The sequence below is a fragment of the Petrimonas sulfuriphila genome (assembly GCA_038561985.1).
GTDB lineage: Bacteria > Bacteroidota > Bacteroidia > Bacteroidales > Dysgonomonadaceae > Petrimonas > Petrimonas sulfuriphila.
The window spans coordinates 1,163,629-1,182,328 of the sequence record CP073276.1 but is presented as its reverse complement, the minus strand read 5'-3'; the positions used below and the strand labels follow the sequence as shown (position 1 = coordinate 1,182,328).

At 36.9% G+C, this 18,700-nt stretch carries 11 protein-coding genes and 1 pseudogene; 7 read left to right on the top strand and 5 right to left on the bottom strand.

Going from position 1 to position 18,700, the window contains the following annotated elements:
* Position 1: 1 nt before the first annotated feature.
* Positions 2-1,315 carry a site-specific integrase gene (locus KCV26_04750; protein WZX37691.1) on the bottom strand — a complete coding sequence of 438 codons (1,314 nt, stop codon included), beginning with the start codon at positions 1,313-1,315 and terminating at the stop codon, positions 2-4.
* A 421-nt stretch (positions 1,316-1,736) separates the two neighbouring features.
* Positions 1,737-2,146, bottom strand: a pseudogene (locus KCV26_04745) (hypothetical protein).
* A 199-nt stretch (positions 2,147-2,345) separates the two neighbouring features.
* Here KCV26_04745 and KCV26_04740 point away from each other — a divergent pair.
* From KCV26_04740 to KCV26_04710, 7 genes are all read left to right on the top strand, one after another.
* Positions 2,346-2,903, top strand: a complete 558-nt coding sequence (locus KCV26_04740; GenBank protein ID WZX37690.1) for an RNA polymerase sigma-70 factor — start codon at positions 2,346-2,348, stop codon at positions 2,901-2,903.
* Positions 2,904-2,961: 58 nt separating this feature from the next.
* Positions 2,962-3,975 carry a FecR domain-containing protein gene (locus KCV26_04735; GenBank protein ID WZX37689.1) on the top strand — a complete coding sequence of 338 codons (1,014 nt, stop codon included), beginning with the start codon at positions 2,962-2,964 and terminating at the stop codon, positions 3,973-3,975.
* Between the two features lie 198 nt (positions 3,976-4,173).
* On the top strand, positions 4,174-7,530 hold the full coding sequence (locus tag KCV26_04730) for a TonB-dependent receptor (GenBank protein ID WZX37688.1): 3,357 nt from the start codon (positions 4,174-4,176) through the stop codon (positions 7,528-7,530).
* Between the two features lie 21 nt (positions 7,531-7,551).
* Positions 7,552-9,210: a RagB/SusD family nutrient uptake outer membrane protein gene (locus KCV26_04725; GenBank protein WZX37687.1), complete on the top strand. Its 1,659-nt coding sequence runs from the start codon at positions 7,552-7,554 to the stop codon at positions 9,208-9,210.
* An 87-nt stretch (positions 9,211-9,297) separates the two neighbouring features.
* The gene (locus KCV26_04720) at positions 9,298-10,785 is read left to right on the top strand and encodes an FAD-dependent oxidoreductase (GenBank protein ID WZX37686.1); all 1,488 of its coding nucleotides are present in this window, start codon (positions 9,298-9,300) and stop codon (positions 10,783-10,785) included.
* Positions 10,739-12,061, top strand: a complete 1,323-nt coding sequence (locus tag KCV26_04715) for an MFS transporter (GenBank protein ID WZX37685.1) — start codon at positions 10,739-10,741, stop codon at positions 12,059-12,061. The genes KCV26_04720 and KCV26_04715 overlap by 47 nt, the downstream gene beginning before the upstream one ends.
* 13 nt (positions 12,062-12,074) lie before the next feature.
* Complete coding sequence (locus tag KCV26_04710) at positions 12,075-13,682, top strand: hypothetical protein (protein ID WZX37684.1); 1,608 nt, start codon at positions 12,075-12,077, stop codon at positions 13,680-13,682.
* Here KCV26_04710 and KCV26_04705 read toward each other — a convergent pair.
* From KCV26_04705 to KCV26_04695, 3 genes are all read right to left on the bottom strand, one after another.
* On the bottom strand, positions 13,675-13,881 hold the full coding sequence (locus KCV26_04705) for a transposase (protein WZX37683.1): 207 nt from the start codon (positions 13,879-13,881) through the stop codon (positions 13,675-13,677). The genes KCV26_04710 and KCV26_04705 overlap by 8 nt on opposite strands.
* A 395-nt stretch (positions 13,882-14,276) precedes the next feature.
* Positions 14,277-17,417 (bottom strand): HsdR family type I site-specific deoxyribonuclease, encoded by a 3,141-nt coding sequence (locus KCV26_04700; GenBank protein WZX37682.1) that lies wholly within the window; start codon positions 17,415-17,417, stop codon positions 14,277-14,279.
* A 34-nt stretch (positions 17,418-17,451) separates the two neighbouring features.
* Positions 17,452-18,699 carry a restriction endonuclease subunit S gene (locus KCV26_04695; GenBank protein ID WZX37681.1) on the bottom strand — a complete coding sequence of 416 codons (1,248 nt, stop codon included), beginning with the start codon at positions 18,697-18,699 and terminating at the stop codon, positions 17,452-17,454.
* Between the last annotated feature and the right edge of the window lies 1 nt (position 18,700).

The following is an 18,700-nucleotide window of genomic DNA, read 5'->3' as shown; positions in this document are numbered from 1 at the left end:
TTTAAATCACGTTCATATATTTTACTTTTGAATCACCGTCAAGCTTCAGCAACAAAGAGTTATATTCAAATCGTGCGTCCCTGTCGTATGCACCAAAATAACCCTGCGTAACTGTCTGCGTGCTGTGTCCCAGTTGTTGCGATATAAAGCTTTCAGGAACACGAAGTTTATTTAATATCGTTGCGTAAGAATGGCGGGCCGTGTAGTTGTTTACTGAATCATAGTCGGGTATCATAAGAGTTCCGTCATCATGCTTTAATTCCCTGCAAATAGCTTTAATACGCTTATTGCTTTCGTGTGTGATATTGAATATCTTTTTTCTGCGATCAGTTTCATTCTTGCAATCATTCAGCAAAGGAAAGATATAACCGCCCTTCGAAGTGTTACCGTGCTTTTTGATTATCTTTTTCATTGGTTCCAGTATCGGGACGTTTAGATAGGTTTCATCATTACGGGTATTACGTGTTTTATACCTGACAAAATTAAGTTCGCCCAGTACAATATCAGTGTATTTCAAACGGAATATATCAGTGAAGTTTATCCCTGAACCATAAAAAGAGAAAAGCCATATATCACGGCAAAGTTCAGTTAACAGATCGCCACATTCGAAGGCTTCAATCGCATGAATCTGTTTCAAAGTTAAAGCTATCTTTTCACCCCCTTTTGAGGTCTTTATAAGGTACTTCCCACGTCCGAAAGGGTAGGCATCGCCTTTTAAATAAGGCTTGCCATCGTTGTTTATAATAGCCCTAAGCGTGCGCATGTATAGACTTATCGTTGCAGTCTTAACTCCTTCAGCCTTCAGGTGTGCCTCATAATTATTTAAAAATGATACTGTGATTGAATTGAAAGAAATATTCTTTCCCTTGTAATTTTCAAGTGAGTTCCTGACAGTTTTATAAATTGTGCTGTTTCCAATCCTGTTACTCTTAATAAGTGCATCGATCTTTGAATTAAAAGCATCATTGACAGTTTTAATATCAGACTTCCCCAACTCAATATTAAGTGCATCAAATGAAAAGTTATCGGAAAGACTTTTTACTTTTGGCTCCAGAATATTATTAAAGTAATTGGATAGATCTTCAAACAATGGTTTCAGATGGTTTGCATTTTTTTTGTTAAACTCCTTCGGTTCTGATTTCTCGAACAATTCCCAGTCATCTGCATTCAATGATTTGCCAGTTGAGTAGTAAATTCTTTTTCTGTTAAATGTTATGCACCATCTCAATGGGCAATCGCCTGACTTATCCCTTCGTCTAATATCTCTAAATAACCTTACATTTAAACCTTCACCGTTCGAATAATAATACTTCATAGCAACATGATTTTTGCCTGTGGGCTGTTAATGTTAATGCACACGTTTTGCACACACAAATATAATAAATAATTGTGAAATAAAGAAATATAATGAAAGAAAAGTTATCTACAATATGCTGTTATTTAGATAGATGGCAAACATTCCGAAAAATAAGGAAAACATAAGAAATGTAAATAAATACGCCTTCTAAGCTGTGGGTCCTGGGTTCGAATCCCAGCCTGATCACGTTAGAAACGAAACACTTATCAATGAATGTTGGTAAGTGTTTTTTATGTTCGCCCAGCGAGAACATTCTCTAATCGGTGAAAGTCCGTAATACACCCGATAGCGGGAAGTGTATAGCCCAAGGCTAGGGTGTCCGCCGTGAGACGGAATCTGAAGGAAGTCGGCGGCAAACATCTGGCCTGACGCACAGAAACTAGATACAAAGCTTGAGGGCATGGATAAATACGCCCATGACAGACGGTATACGATGCAGCTGCCTCAATCTCGGCAAAGTGAGCTCCTCTACTTTTTTATAACAGGCAATATGCATGGCGGTAGGAAAAGTATCATTCGACGATTGTGATTTATTCACATCATCATTTAGATGCAGCCTCTTCTCTCCCTCCTCAATCACTTCTCCAGCCTGCAGCCGTGCTAGATTGGATATCAATTCATTGGTCTTTGTGATACTCAGTTTTCCTGATCCTGACTGCCAAATTATCAGCGGAAACTAGTCGTCTTGCTTCCCCTCCAGAATCTCGTCGCACACCTTTGCAATGAAATCCCTTTTTTCAACAGACAACCCCTCAGTTGATGATTTGCATTAGCATCTCCTTTTTTCATATTTTCAAATATATAAAAACAACATCAAATTTTTTGTGACTAATTACTAAATTTGTATAGTGGTTTAATTAATATAACTTTGCGTTCGTCGGAATAAATTTTACTTCCTTTGTCACAGAGATTTTTCCTGAGAAAGAATATGCATTCATTGAAAAAAACTGGCTCAGTTAAATTTATACAACTGAAAATAAGTCCATAGATGAAAAACAAGAACAAAGAAAATAGTCTCGCATCTTTCAAATCTTATTACGTGGCAAACGTGTCACCACTGATATTGTTTGCGCGGCGTTTTGTTTCTTTGGAAATGACCGAAGATATCATACAGGATGTTTTCCTCGATATATGGGATCATTTTAAAATGAATGATAAATTACCTTCTCCTGCTTATTTATTTATGGCCGTCAGGAACAAATGCCTGAATATCCTCATAAGGGAACAGGTTAAAGAAAACTATATAGAGTCAATCGAATTAGATAATCGCATTTTAGGCCTTGGTTATTACGACTCTTTTGAAAAACAGATCATAGATAAGGAAGATATGCAGTATATCTATGACGAGATTGAGAAATTACCTGAAAAATGCCGGATCATTTTTAAAATGGCCTATTTTGAAGAAAAGAAAAATGCAGAGATTGCAGAAGTTTTGAATATTTCTATCCGTACTGTGGAACACCAATTGTATCTGGGATTAAAGACATTACGAGTTCGATTTACAGGCAATGGTAAAAAAGATTTATTTTTTTTATTTTTCGTTTAAGTAAATATGCACGGCATCTTGTCTTATCTATATAGAAGACAATCATACTACCAAAAAGATGTTGCCGATAACTGAAGAAATAATTGTCCGATCCATCCAGAAAATTGCTACTCCGGAAGAAATGGTCATGCTCAATAAGTGGTTGAAGGAGGAGGACGGACATATAGCATATTACTGCCAACTCGAAGAGATATGGAACTCAGGTAAAAGTTTATCCGAAGAAGCTGTTTACAGTGGTTGGCAGATACTTGCCGGAGAAATTGACGCACTTTCACGGAGATATCAGCCGCTTATTGCCCCGCTTAAAAAACGAAAGATTGGTTGGTTTCGTTACTCCGCTGCTGTATTTATGGGCGTGCTGATTGCCTCAGCCGTTTGGATGACTCTGTCCGACTCCTTGAAAGAACCACAGCAATACATCCTTGTGCAAAATGTGGTTTACAATAAGACAGGTGTACAATCCGTTGTTTTACCCGATCAATCGGAAGTGTGGATGAATGAGAATACCCGGATAACCTATCCCGAAAGGTTTACAGAAAGGAAGCGGTCGGTATCTCTGGAGGGAAAAGCTTATTTTGACATTCGTAAAGATTCGGAGAAACCATTTATTGTACAAATAGGAAATGTGGAAATAGAAGTTACCGGTACGGAATTTTTTGTAGAATCCGGTCTGGAAGAACAATCGTGCATAACCCTGATTTCAGGAGGTATTAATCTAAACTATAAAGATAGGGAAGGACAATACTTGTCGACCTCTCTTGTTCCCGGGGAACAAGCCCGTATAAACGCTTTGAACGGCAATGTGGAAATTGAAAATATCGATACCGGTTATTATATCGCCTGGAAAGACGGAACTTATAGGTTTACGGATGAAACTTTGGGGAGAATCGTACCCTTATTGGCTAAGCATTTTGATCTGGATATCCATATCGCTCCATCTTTGAAAAATAAAAGATTTACCGGTAGGGTCATACCGGGAGAGATTATAGAGGATGTTTTGAATTCAATCGGGAAAAGTTATCCGATCGAATACCGCATCTCTGGAAAAAATATCTATATCGATGAAAAATAGTGTCTTATGTATAATTCAACAAAAAAGTAATGCCTATGAAAAATTAGTAAAATTAGCCTTATTTGTAATGATTTAAAAAGAGCCGGAAGATATGGGCGTATCATCCGACTCGTTAAGTTTTCAATTTATTAATCCCGCCAATAACCTTACATCTCGCAGGATCCGGTTAAAGGCTACAAATTAAAAACAAACAAATGTATGAAAAATAACAAACTTGGAATACCTATTCCTAATTTTTTATTGTTTATTATGAAAGTGACTTTCTTATTGTTTGTCATTGGCGTTTTTCAAATATATGCTCTCGACTCATATGCTCAGAAAACACATCTGACACTCCATGAAAATGAGATTGAATTGGACAAACTTTTCAGTAAAATAGAAAATCAAACTGATTTCTACTTTTTTTATAGTAATGATCAGATTAATAAACATCTGAAAGTTTCAATAAACGTAGAAAACAAGACTATTTACGAAGTCCTGAATCTTGTCCTAAACAATACCGGTATAACCTATCATGTGAATAATAAGGCGATTATTTTGAATGTCGACAATAAATCAACATCTCAATCTCAACAACAAGCTAAACGACAGATAACTGGTAAGGTGAAAGATGAACGTGGGGAACCAATTATTGGGGCAAACATCATCGAAAAGGGGACGTCCAATGGGGTTATAACAGATATAGATGGACTTTTTATTATCTCTGTTGGAAATAATGCTGTTTTACAGGTTTCCTATCTTGGTTACGTTACGCAAGAAATAACGGTTGGAAACCAGAATTCTGTTGCAATTACTTTGATTGAAGATCTAAAAACTCTGGAAGAAGTTGTTGTGATAGGATATGGTACACAAAAACGTGTAAATCTTACAGGCTCTGTCGCTTCGGTGAGTAGTGAAACATTGACTAAACGTCAGGTTGGCCAAACTTCTCTAGCCTTACAAGGTGTTGCTCCGGGAGTTACCGTTGTTCAACGATCTGGACAACCCGGATTGGATGCTGGAAATATAAATATCAGAGGGATCGGAACGTTAAATAATTCTAGCCCTTTAATTTTGGTTGATGGGCTTGAAATGGGGATAAATAATATTGATGTTTCGACAATTGAATCAATTTCGGTCTTAAAAGATGCTGCATCCTCTTCTATATATGGATCTAAAGCGGCTAATGGTGTTATTTTAATCACCACTAAACGTGCATCTGAAAGTAAATTCAATATTGCATATAGCGGGTATGTTGCACAACAATCTCCAACGAATCTTCCCGATAAGGTAAATGCAATTGATCATATACTTCTTCTAAATGAATCAAAGATTAATGCCGGTGCGGGTGTAGTCTATACAGATGAGCAAATTAAAAATTGGAAAGAGAAAGGTCCGAATGACAGAGATAATTATCCGGATACGGATTGGCAAAAAGAGATTTTAAGGGGAAGTGGATTGCAGCAGAACCACAACTTGACACTAACAGGAGGAACAGAGAAATTGAAAGTGTTAGCATCTTTAGGATATTTGAATCAGAAAGGAATAATTGAAAAAGTTAATTTTGAAAGAATCTCCATTCGATTGAATACTGATTTTGTTTTTACAAAGAATTTTTCCTCGTCATTGGATTTATTTCTTTATAATTCTAATCGAAATTCTGTTTCCAGGTATAATAGTAATTCAGGAAATTCATCTGGGATAGGATATATTTTCTTTTTAATGAATAAGCTGCCTGCTGTTCAGGCTATGCAATATTCAAATGAAAATTATGCCGAAGGGCAAAATGGTGAGAATCCTGTAGCCAGTATATATGAAGGAGGCTTTACGAATGACAAATCCACTCCAATTACAGGAAATATGTCGTTCAAGTGGGAACCTTATAAGGATTTCTGGATGCAAACAGCTTTTTCACCTTCAATTTCATACCCTTTGTCTAGAAGTTTTGTCAAACAGGTAACAACATATAATCCAAATGGAAGTATTTTTTCCCAACTTCCAAGTAAATCTAATTTGACAGAAGAGTCAACTTATAATAGATATCTTCAATCAAGAACAACGGCTAATTATCATAAGTCAATAAGTAATCATACAATCTCTGCTTTGGGCGGATTTCAATATGAATCTAATTTTTACTCAGGATTTAACGCCTTTAGAGATGATTTTCCATTTCCCGAATATTCTGTATTACAATCCGGGTCTGTTGAGAATATGAGAAATGATGGATGGGCTGGGGAAAATGTTCTTCTTTCCTGGTTTGGACGAGTTAATTATGATTATATGAGTAAATATTTGCTTGAAGCAAATATACGATATGATGGCTCATCGAAATTTGCAAAAGGTAAAAAATGGGGGGCTTTCCCATCTTTCTCAGCTGGTTGGAGGTTATCGGAAGAATCATTCTGGGATAATTTTAAGGAAAATGTATCCAATGTTAAAATAAGAGGCTCATGGGGTACTTTGGGAAATCAAAATATAGGAAATGATTATCCCTTTTCTTCTAATATTGATATGAGTGCAAAATATATTTCAGGTGATAACCTGATAGATGGGGCAGCTATTTTAACTATGAATAATCCCAATATTACATGGGAAACAACCACAATGTCAAATATAGGGTTGGATTTGAGTTTTTGGTACAAGCTGAATTTTACTTTCGATTGGTTTTATAAAAAAACAAACGATATTTTAATGCGTTTGGATATTCCGGGTACAATGGGATTGGAGCCTACATTTCAAAATGCTGGAGTTGTTGAAAATAAAGGATACGATTTGAATATTGTTTATATGGACAAAATTGGAGATTTCGATTTTGATATATCATTCAATTTTTCTGACGTTAAGAACAAAATCACTGATTTGAAAGGTATTAACGGAACAGGCCTAGTAACCAACCGAGAAAGATATGCTATCAACTCTTTATATATGAGAAAAAGCTTGGGGATCTTATCTAAAGACGATTTTAATGGTGATGGTTCGTATAAATGGGAACGCCAAGGACGTACTTTAGCTCCAGGTGATTTAAGATATGCTAATTTGAATGATGATGATATTGTAAATGCTGATGACAGGGAGGTTTTAGGTTCTACAATTCCTCGTTACACTTATGGATTCAATTTTAGTGGACGTTATAAAGGATTTGATTTGAATATATTGCTTCAAGGAGTAGGTAAAATTGACGGATATTTGTCGCAGATAGCAATGTATCCATTCTGGTCGGGTGGAACAGCTTTTACGATGCATAAAGATCGTTGGACTGAAGAGAATGAGAATGTACACGCAGCTTTCCCGCGTTTATATTTTTATGATTCTGCAAACAATTACCTTGATTCGGATTTCTATATGAAAAGTGCAGCCTATTTAAGAGCAAAGAATATCCAATTAGGTTATAAAGTACCTACATCAATTTCCAGACGTGCATTAATGGAGCATTTACGATTTTATATTTCCGGAGAAAATTTATTCACTTTTACTAATTTTTGGAAAGGATGGGATCCGGAAGTTTCTCCCGCTTCAGGTGGAGCATATTATCCTCAGGTAAAGACCATAAGTGCCGGTGTAGATATCAGGTTTTAATTATTACAGACAGATAATATTATGAAAACAAATAGAAAAACATTAAGCATATTCATATTATGTTCCTTGTTGTTTGTCTCATGCGAGAGCGCCTTGGAAAAATATCCATTAAATTATCCTTCAACGGAAACATTTCTAAGAACAGAAATTGAGATTCAGATGGCTATTGTAGGAATACATACACCTTTCCATATATTTAATGATCAGATTCCTTTTATGATTTACTTTGATACAGGATCCGATATCTCAGCAGAAAGAGACGTCAAACCTGAGCAAATGTATCAAACTTCTACGGCTTGGCAATTAAAAGATATTTGGGTAAATATGTACAAGAGTATTAGTCGATGTAATTTTATACTTGAAAATATCGATAGGGCCAGTAATAACGTATCGGCAGATAAAATAGAGAGGTATAAGGCAGAAGCCAAAGTATTAAGAGCATACTGTTATCTCACTCTTACTTCTATGTTTGGAGATGTACCATTGATTGACCATACGCTAACATTGGATGAAGCATATGTTAGCAGAGATCCGATAGAAAAAGTTGTAGATTTTATCATTTCCCAATGTGATGAAGCCGCTCAGTATTTGCAACAGGAAAATCAGCCTAATACTATGGCGATAACAAAGGGGTTTGCATGGGCTGTAAAAGCACGTACAGCTTTGTATAATGAACGTTGGCAAGATGCAATTAACGCTTGTGAGAAAATAATGGAACTTGAAGGTGTTGAATATATTCTAGAACCTAATTATGGTGATATTACCATGTTAAAAGGAAAAACATCCAAAGAAATTATATGGGCAATTCAATTTAATCAGGACGATAAAAGTCAGGGAATGCCAAGTCGTATGAAATCAAGATTGGGAGGTGGATTTTCGAACAAAATGCCGGTACAGGCTTTAGTGGATTCCTATGAATGTATTGACGGACTATCTATTGATAAATCCCCATTATATAATCCGAAGAAACCTTGGGAAAATAGGGATCCACGGCTCAATCATACTGTTGCTTTACCCGGTAGTATATACTTCGGTTATCAATTTGAGACTGACAAAGACAGCATTCTATGTTGGAATTATAATCAATCTCCAGCAGTACGAATTGCTAATCTTGATGCAACACATGCTTACGCAAGTTTTTCAGGTTTTTGTTGGAGAAAGTATTGCGATCCGCTTGAATTACGGACTGACGGAGTTTCTTCCATTAATGCTATCGCATTTCGTTATGCAGACATTCTATTAATGTATGCAGAAGCGAAAATTGAAGCAAACCAATTGGATGATACCATGTATGAGTCGATCAATAAAGTCCGAAGGAGAGCCAATATGCCTGAAATAACCAAAGGCAAAAATCAACAAGAGCTTCGTTCTGTAATCAGAAAAGAGCGCAAATATGAACTGGCCGGTGAAGGACTCCGGTTATTTGATATTCGTCGGTGGAAAATAGCGGATAGACTAATGAATGGAACATGTTATGGACGATTCCCAACCGGTTATCCGTCAGCTGCTCCACTTATCGATGAATATGGAAATCCGGACTATACAAATTTCGCAGAAAAGGATAAATTTGGAACTAAACTGGGAGTCCGTTATTTTGATCCTAATCGCGATTATCTATCACCTATCCCTACATCGGAACGTCAGGCAAATCCTAATCTGACGCAAAATCCAGGATATTGATCACTATTCATGATTTATTTTAAAACAGCTAAGCTGTAATAGAAGAATAGCAATTCTTCTATTACAGCCTTAAAAAGCATTGTTATAATGGAATATATAATAGAAAAACAACGAAAAATTCCGGTAATAGCAACTCCGGAAGTATTAGTTGCAGGAGGTGGTCCTGCAGGGATCGGTGCAGCAATTGCTGCCGCACGGTCGGGGGTAAAGACAATGCTTATCGAAAGATATGGTTTCCCGGGCGGTAATCTGACCACGGCAATGGTAAATCCGTTTTTTACATTCCATGACGAAAAAGGCAACCAAGTAATCCGAGGAATAGCCGAGGAATTTGTAGACCGAATGAAACAGATGGGAGCTTCCTTAGGGCATGTGGCTGACTTGACTTTCGACAATGCGTCCATGACTCCTTTCGATGCAGAAAGAGCAAAAATAATTCTTATCGAGATGTTGGAAGAGGCAGGTGTAGAAATGCTTTTTCATACATGGATTGTTGATGCGAATGTAGTCAACGGTGTTGTAGAATCGGTTATCATTGAGAATAAATCTGGGCGACAAGCTATTTGCCCCCAATATATTGTTGACTGTACAGGTGATGCCGATGTTGCAGCCTTTTCGGGTGTACCTTTTGCAAAGGGTAAAGACGAAGATGGGTCGATGCAGCCAGCAACACTCTATTTCAGAGTTGGCGGAGTGGACGTGGCACAACTACGCAACTGGATGAAAAAGAACCGAGACTTGCTGAAAGATTCACCATGTGATGAACAAATTGATAAACAAAAGGCTATAGCTTTCTTGGGGATGAACAGTTTAGTTCAACAGGAAAAAGAAACCGGAATGCTAGATTCGGAGGTAGCCCCTCGCATCCTTATGTACGAATTACCCATTCCAGGGGTATTCAGTGTTAATACGACCCGTATACAGAACATTGATGGGACAAAAACTGCGGATATAACCCGAGCCGAAATTGCTTTGCGAAAACAAGTTATAGAAGTACATACATTTATTCGAAAGTATATTGGAGGCTTCGAAAACTCATACATTCATGATAGTGGTATACAAGTCGGGATCCGTGAAACCAGAAGAATAGTCGGTGATTATGTATTAACCGAACAGGAAGTTTTGAATAGCGCCTCGTTTGAAGACGGCATTGCCTGTGGTACTTTTGCCATAGATATCCATCCTCCTCATGGAAAGAAGCAAATCTTCACGGGCTCCGGAAAATCAGTATATGAGATTCCTTACCGTTGCCTGATCCCCAAAGATCTATCGAATCTATTGGTTGCAGGACGGCCTATCTCTGCAACCCATATCGCGCATGGCTCCATTCGTGTAATGGCCACCTGCACGGCGATGGGACAAGCAGCCGGAGTTGCTGTTGCCATGGCATCTCGTCAGAAATGCAGTACACGAGAAATTGACATTAAGCAATTAAGGAGAGAACTGGTAAAACAAGGACAATATCTGCTAAATGAAAATATCGATAAGATTGTTGATCCTGATTTAATATTAGATACTAAAAACAGTGATGGAGAGAAAGCAGAACATTATAACCCATTTATCAATAAAAGATAAAAATAAGTTTTTGAGTAATCAGGCTGTTAGGTGGAAAATTTCACTTCTGTTGTGTTTGGCGTCCGGTCTGAATGCTTTGGACAGAAATGCTTTTGCCATTTTAGCATCAACAATTCAAGCAGAGTTTAGTTGGTCGGATATTGATTATGCCAATCTTACTTCTTTATTTGTATTTAGCTATACTTTAATGTATGCCCTTAGTGGTAAGATTGTAGACAGGATAGGTACAAGAAAGGGGTTTGGCATAGCTGTGGGAAGCTGGTCTTTTGTTGCTGCGATGCATGCTGTAGTAAGTACTTTGGCCCAATTCTCCATAGTACGCTTCTTCTTGGGAATTACTGAATCAGCAAATTTTCCGGCAGGCGTTAAAGCTTCTACAGAATGGTTCCCTCTAAAAGAAAGGGCTTTGGCAATAGGCATATTTAATGCCGGTACTGCAATTGGTGCTGCCGTAGCTGTTCCTTTGGTTTCTTTCATTGCTTTAGCTTTTGGGTGGAGGATTGCTTTCTTAGTAACAGGTCTCCTAGGTTTTGTTTGGTTATTCTTTTGGCTTAGAAATTATTACAGCCCCCAAGATCATCCTAAAATCACAAAAGAGGAAAAGGAGTATATCCTTCAGGATGACATCCCTAGTACAGACAATGAGGGAGAGAAAAAAATTAAGTTAAAGGATTTGCTTAAAAGGAAAGAAACATGGGGATGCTTTTCTGCCAGAATATTAATTGACCCGGTAACTTATTTTTTGCTTTTTTGGATACCGAAATATCTACAGGATGTACAAGGTTTATCCTTAAAAGAGTTGGGATTCGCTGCTTGGTTACCCTATACAGCAATGGGATTGGGAACAATACTTGGAGGATATATCCCAAAGTTATTGATAGAACAGCGGGGGTGGTCTTTGAACAAATCTAGAAAAACCGTTATGGCCATGGCTTCTTTGCTCATACCACTGTTGTGTTTCGTTTTGTTTTCGGGGGCTAATCCCATAATCGCAGTATTACTTATTTCCGGAATTATGTTGTCGCACGGCCTTTGGGCGAACATCACCATACCGTCGGAAATTTACCCTAAACAAGTGCAGGCAACCTTGACCGGTATAGGCGGCACCTTGGGCGGCATTACAGGTGTTATCTCGCAGCAAATGATAGGTAATACAATAACTGCACATTCTTACTTACCCATATTTATTTATATCGGTGGAGCCTATCTCTTTTGCTTTTTTTGTGTGCAATTACTAGTAGGCAAACTGGGAGTCATCAGAAATATTAATAATTAAAATAATTTGTAATATGAATCGTAGAAAAATAAAATTCTTGTTCCTCTATTTATCATTATGTTTTCCATTGTCGGTTATATACGGACAAAAAATAGATAAACAGCCAACGACAGTATCAATAGAAATTCCAGATAATCTGGTATCCATAGATCCTATGATCTATGGACAAATGCTGGAAGACTGTAATGACAAAATTATTTATGGAGGACTTATAAATGAGGATGGTGAAGAGAACAGTAAAGTAAATGAATTACTTAAGCCACTTGATATGCCAGTAATGAGATGGCCGGGTGGTACATTCGTACATGAGTACGATTGGAGGAAAGGTATTGGACCGAAAGAAGAGAGACCTGTTATGCATGAATCTGCATGGAACGGAACTGAAACCCATCAATTTGGTACGGATGAATTTTTACAATGGTGTAAAAAAATTGGAACAGAACCCTATATAAACTTCAATATGGCAAATCATCCCGTATTTGGAGCATCATTGGGTGATGCCTTAAGTTGGATAGAATATGTAAATGGTTCTACAGAAACAATTATGGGAAAGAAAAGAGCACATAACGGACATGAAGAACCTTATGGAGTTAAATATTGGGGTATAGGAAATGAAAATTATGGTTCATATGGAATTAATAAAAAAGAGACTGCTGTACAATACGCAGAGAGGCTTCTCCGATGGTCTAGTGCTATTCGTTTTCAGTATCCGGATCTAGAGTTATTGGGAGTTGGTTATACGTACGAATGGAACGATACTATTTTACAAAAGAATGGGGGACTAATTGATTTCCTTACGATCCACTTTTATATGGGGGCAAAGGTTAAAGACGAAAAACTTCAAAATCCAGAGCAAACATTATATTCACCAGCTAAAATAGAAGTCCATCTTCAAAAGAATGCAGAACTATTAAATGTAATCAATACTAAATTCGGACGTACCGACAAGCCAGTACGATTCAGTATTGATGAATGGAATTGTCGTCATTCTGTTTTTAATGGAGAAAAATATACTTTTACAAGAAATGATCCCAGAAGATTATTTGATATTGTAACTATCGCCGGGATGTTAAATGTATTTATACGTCAGAGTCCCTATGTAGGAATGGCAAATTATATATTTCCTATAAATGGTCACGGAATGGTTAGAACTGTAGGGAACGACGATGCATATGTAACTCCAATTTATTATATTTTCGATTTATACCGAAAATATATGACTGGGAAAAAATTGGATTTTACAATAAAGGGCCCAGAGACTACTATACCGGTTAATACGATATCCCTTGATGGAGCTATAAGTAAAGAGCTCAATACAGGAGATATTACATTGACCTATATAGACGGATCAGCAGTGATGACAGAGGACGGAGATATGCAAATCGCTTTGATAAACCGTTCTCATGATAAAAAACAAAAAGTTAATATAAATGTGCCGAATGGTTATATACCTGTTACAATGTGGAAAATTGATAACAGTGATATAAGTAAAGCAAATTTTGAAAATGAAAGAGATAATATTTCTCTGCAAACAATAAATCTTTCCAAGAAACATTTAAACTCTACTTTTACAATGTCACCCTGTGGATTTATTATGGTTAAATATGAAAGAATTAAATAATTACATGAGGGTTTCTATCGTTAACATTGCCTTTTGTGAGAGAGGAATTCAGTAATTCACCCTTTTCGTTACAGACTAAATGGAGTTTGAACCCAAAAAACCAACCCATTGTACTTTTCCCTCTTTGGGCCAGACCTTTGAATACTTTGTTTGAATGTATACGCTTGTTATGGTATACTTTGATGGGAGTACTATCCACATATGTAATGTAATGCCTGTGCATTCACCAAATCCAACCAATTTAAGCAAAAGCATGAAAGGCACAATAGCCCTGGGTTGCAACTCGATAAAACGGTTGTATGATACGGCATTTGGAAAATAGCTCTTCATGTGCTGACAAATATAAAACAGGTAATAATTCTTGAAATTTTGAAACATTCCACATTGAAAACAAATCATCATAGCAATAATCTCACTCTGTGGCATTTACGTTTTTTCTATACGTTTTTCTATTTCTCCTTTTTATTGCACCGCCGGTTTGGAGTTATGATTCTGTTTTTCATTGTCAAATGCAGTAAATATTTTTTGGTATCGTGATAAATATGTATTATAATAAAAACGCCCATTGTCAGAATAAATCAAGACTAATTCTATTTAATCTATCTCAAACCCACCGCTGATGATAAATTCTCTAAGTAAGTTTTGAGCCTTGATATTTACTCTAAATTGAGGGATTTTTTTTCCTTCAATATTTTCAAAATATTGCTTTACTTTTTCTTTATCAATCGTCTCTTTAAGATCATCAAAACGGCCATACTCATTGATGTTGGCCTCAGTAATCTTAGAATTCATCATGTAGCGGAGCTTATCTTCATCTAGTCCGAACAGTAACGCAAATTTGTGAATTTCAGTATTTTTCGCATTGGTCTGGTATTGTGTGATGTAATCTCTCAATGTGTTTTTCGGATTCACGATTACATCACCTCTATACACATCGTTGAGAAAAATATTGGCATATTTTTGTTCTTCATATGTAAGATAGGCAAATGATTTATGCAGTTCTTCCAGCGCATTTAGAAATTGCTCACTGTCGGCACCTTCCTGTTTCAGGGTTTTTAAATATTTTGTAAACCGCGAGTTCATGTAGTTTGTATCGATCACACCTGTATCAATCTCGGTTAAATGGCCTACAATTTCAAATGGAATATCACCACCGGTAGTACTACCACCACCGCCGCCGGTTGACAACTCTTTATAACGAAGAGCTAACACCAAATATTGATCCTCACCAAAAGGTATAAAAACGGCTGTTTGATTTTTTCCTTTTCCAAATATGTACTGGGACCTATTCCATTTAAAACCTTGAATTTTTGCTGCTTCTAAATACTCATTAAACTCTTTAAACAACTTAGCGAATTTGCCACGCTCGGAGAGATTATCGGGCAGTTTTTCAAAGTCCGGAATATCTGTATTTATAAACAACTCATCAATCTCTTCATAAATCGAGATCATCTTATTTAAATTGCTTTCCAGCTTCTGTACGAATAAACCAAGTGGTCTATCACCGGAATACAACTTGACCGCCTTCTCGATATACCGCTCCATGGTATGCGGCTTCCTATAATACCTTATTGTTCCAAAGGGTTTATCAGGACCGAACAAACGATTTGTACGAGAAAAAGCCTGAATGATATTCTCATACTTGAGCACTTTATCCAGGTATAGCGTATTCACCCATTTAGAGTCAAAACCGGTAAGCATCTGATCTACCACAATCAGTAAATCCAGTTGCTTTTCAGGATTGTTTTCTATTCTCAAATAAGGACTCTTATGGGCCAATCTCGCAGAGATATCCTTTTTAAATTTTCCATGACTCGCTAACGTAAAATCCTGATCATATCTGAGGTTATAGTCCTTCATGATCTCAATCAACCCATCCTCTTTGTAGATTACACCAGCCTTATTATCAATATTTGGATCAAACAAAGCAGTTATTTTCAGTGCAGGCATAAGCCCTTTCATCAATCTGTAATACTCTATTGCTTCAGGAATACTATGGGTTGCAAAAAGTGCGTGGAACTTCCCGTTTTGACTCAGTGTTAACCAGTTATCCCTGATATCCTCCACAACTTTCATTTTATGTTCGTCACGTAGATACTGGGTATTAGGGAGTAAATCTTCTATCCCCTTCACGTATCTCCCCCCCTGATCGATGTACCCAGCCATCTTCACTGTAGTTGGACGCATATATCGGTTGAATATTTTACTCTTAGCGGGATCAGAAAGCGCCTCCTTTTCATCCCTTGCTTTCGATATCTCTAAAGCAACCGCTTTCCTCAAATCCCTGTCCCTATAGGTTAAAACCTTATAAGGATCGAACCCCAACACATTTTTATCACGTATACCATCAGCAATGCTATACCTGTGCAACTCATTTCCAAATACTGTTGTGGTAGTGTTCTTGTGTTTTTGGTTTTCAATTTGGATAGGAGTGCCCGTAAATCCAAAAAAAAGCGCAGATGGAAAGGTATCTTTAACGGTGATGAGCATTTCGCCAAAAGTAGAACGATGTGCTTCATCCACAATAAAAACAATCCTTTTAGAATTCATCAGTTTAATATCATGAGCATTAAGTCCATCATCTTCAACTTTGATTCTGCTCATCTTTTGAATGGATGTAACAATAAGCGTATTTGCGGGATCAGCGCTTTTAAGCTTCGTTACCAAAATAGCAGTATTCTCAGTTGCCTGGACATCTTCATTCTCCTCGGCAAAACCTTCATACTCCCGCAATGACTGTGTACCCAGCTCGATCCTGTCCATCAGGAAAATTACCTTATCCGCATCCTTAGAATTGGCAATCAGTTGTGCCGATTTGAAACTGGTCATTGTTTTTCCTGAGCCGGTAGTATGCTCAATATACCCTCCAAGCTGATTTTTGGATCCCCAATCGTATTGTGAAACTTTGTCAGAAATAGCATTGGCAGCATAATACTGATAACTGCGCATCACTTTTAAAATGCCATCGGAATCATCCGCCACGGTATAAAAACCGATTAATTGATGAGCCATGGGTATAGATAGAAGAGTTGATGCAATATTTTTCCAATTGTTTAACGGTTCGTTATTAAAGTCGGCCCAATGGAAATAGTAATCCTTATTGAATATTCCATCCGGTCCGGGATTTGCGAAGTATCTTGTTTCCTGGGGCTCCATTGCCACAAACACCTGTATTAACGAAAATATGCCCTGAAATATACCTTCGTGCATATATTTTTCTATCTGATAATAAGCCTGACTAACCGATACACCACTTTTCTTCAACTCTATATGAATAACAGGCATACCGTTAATCAAGAGCATAAGGTCACCCCGACGGTCGTGTTGAATATTTGTCGATCCTTTATATTGTGGTTGCTGAACAATCTGGTATCTACTTTGTCCGGCTGCAATTTCGTGTCGGTCATAAATTTTCAGGCTAACTTCCTTCCCGAAATGTAAAGCATCGTCAGGATTATCTCGCTTGATAGAAACTGTTTTGCCATTAATAAAACCGTTGAGTTTATTCGGTGTTCTTAACCCGATGATCTGCTCAATAATCTGATCCATTTCACCATCAGTCAAGCGGGTATCATTCAACTTGTCGATATCCCTATTGTTTTCAAACAGAATGTTCGCCCAGTTGTCAAGCAAATCTTTTTCAGATGGTCTCTTTAGAACCTCTTTCTCCCATCCATATTTAGTTAGCTCTTGAATTAAGGCTCTTTCGAATTCTGCTTCTGATGTATAGATCATGATAAATGTGCTTTTAATGATAAACTGTGTATGCTTATACAAACATCTTTTCCAGACAGGCTTTTTTTATGTTTTTGAGTTTTTGTATCTCTTGCTGGTGTAGTGATATTAGTTTATCAAGATTTTGGAAATAAGAGCCGATTTGTTTCTGTTCCTCTAAATTCGGTAATGGCACACTTATCTCCATTACTTTGTTTTTTGAAATATTATACCGTGAAATTCCTTGGGCTAAAAAAATAATTCTCTTTCTTATAACTGTTGATCGTAATAAATAGGCGAAATAGTAATTATCAACTTTTATATTAGGACGGTATCCAAAACAGAAGCTATTTAAATAGGTATTATGGCAATTCTTAAGCCACACTGAAGACATTCCCACCTCTTCCGGTGTTTCTGAAGAAGTTGTAAAAAACACATCTCCAAATTGCACTTTGTTTTGATTGTTGTCGACTTCAATTGCTTCTGTTATATCATTATCTGCTACTGGATTTGAGAATACATTCATATAAGTAATATACTTTCCATTTCCATGTCCAAAATCCGCTTTTGTTTTCCCAGTTAATCCAGTATATGTATAACCGATATCACCAAGTTTCTCCTCATCCCAATCTCCTGTAAATCCCATAAAACGAATTTCAGGAACATCAGCCCCCTCTGTGGGGAACATTTTGTCAAGCATCGCTTTCTTAAGTGTTACCAGCTTATCGTGTTTTTGTTGTTGAAGAGTTATTAGCTTATCGAGGTTTTGGAAATAAGATCCTATGTGGTATTGCTCACTTATTTTTGGCCTCGAAATGCAGATTTGCATTACTTTATTTTTAGAAATGTTATAGCGAGAAATTCCTTGAGCTAGGTAAGTAATTTTTTTTCTTGTATTGAAAGAACGAAGTAAATATGCGATAAAATAACTATCTAATTCTTCTGTAAGTCTATAGCCAAAACAAAAACTATTTAAATACGTGTTTTTACCAGAACCAAGCCAAACTGAGGTCATACCAACTTCTTCTGGTGTCTCAGATGAAGTGGTAAAAAATACATCACCAAATTCAACTTCATTTTGATTGATATCAATCTCAATAGGAGCAGTAATATCTACGTTCGTAATTGGATTAGAGAAAATATTCATGTAAGTTATGTATTTCCCTTCACCGTGGCCGAAATCAATTTTTGATTTTCCAAACAATCCAGAATATGTAAACCCTATTTCTCCTAATTTCTTAACTTCCCAAGATTCATCAAATCCATTAAACCGAATCTGTGGAATATTATTCTTTTCTCCCATC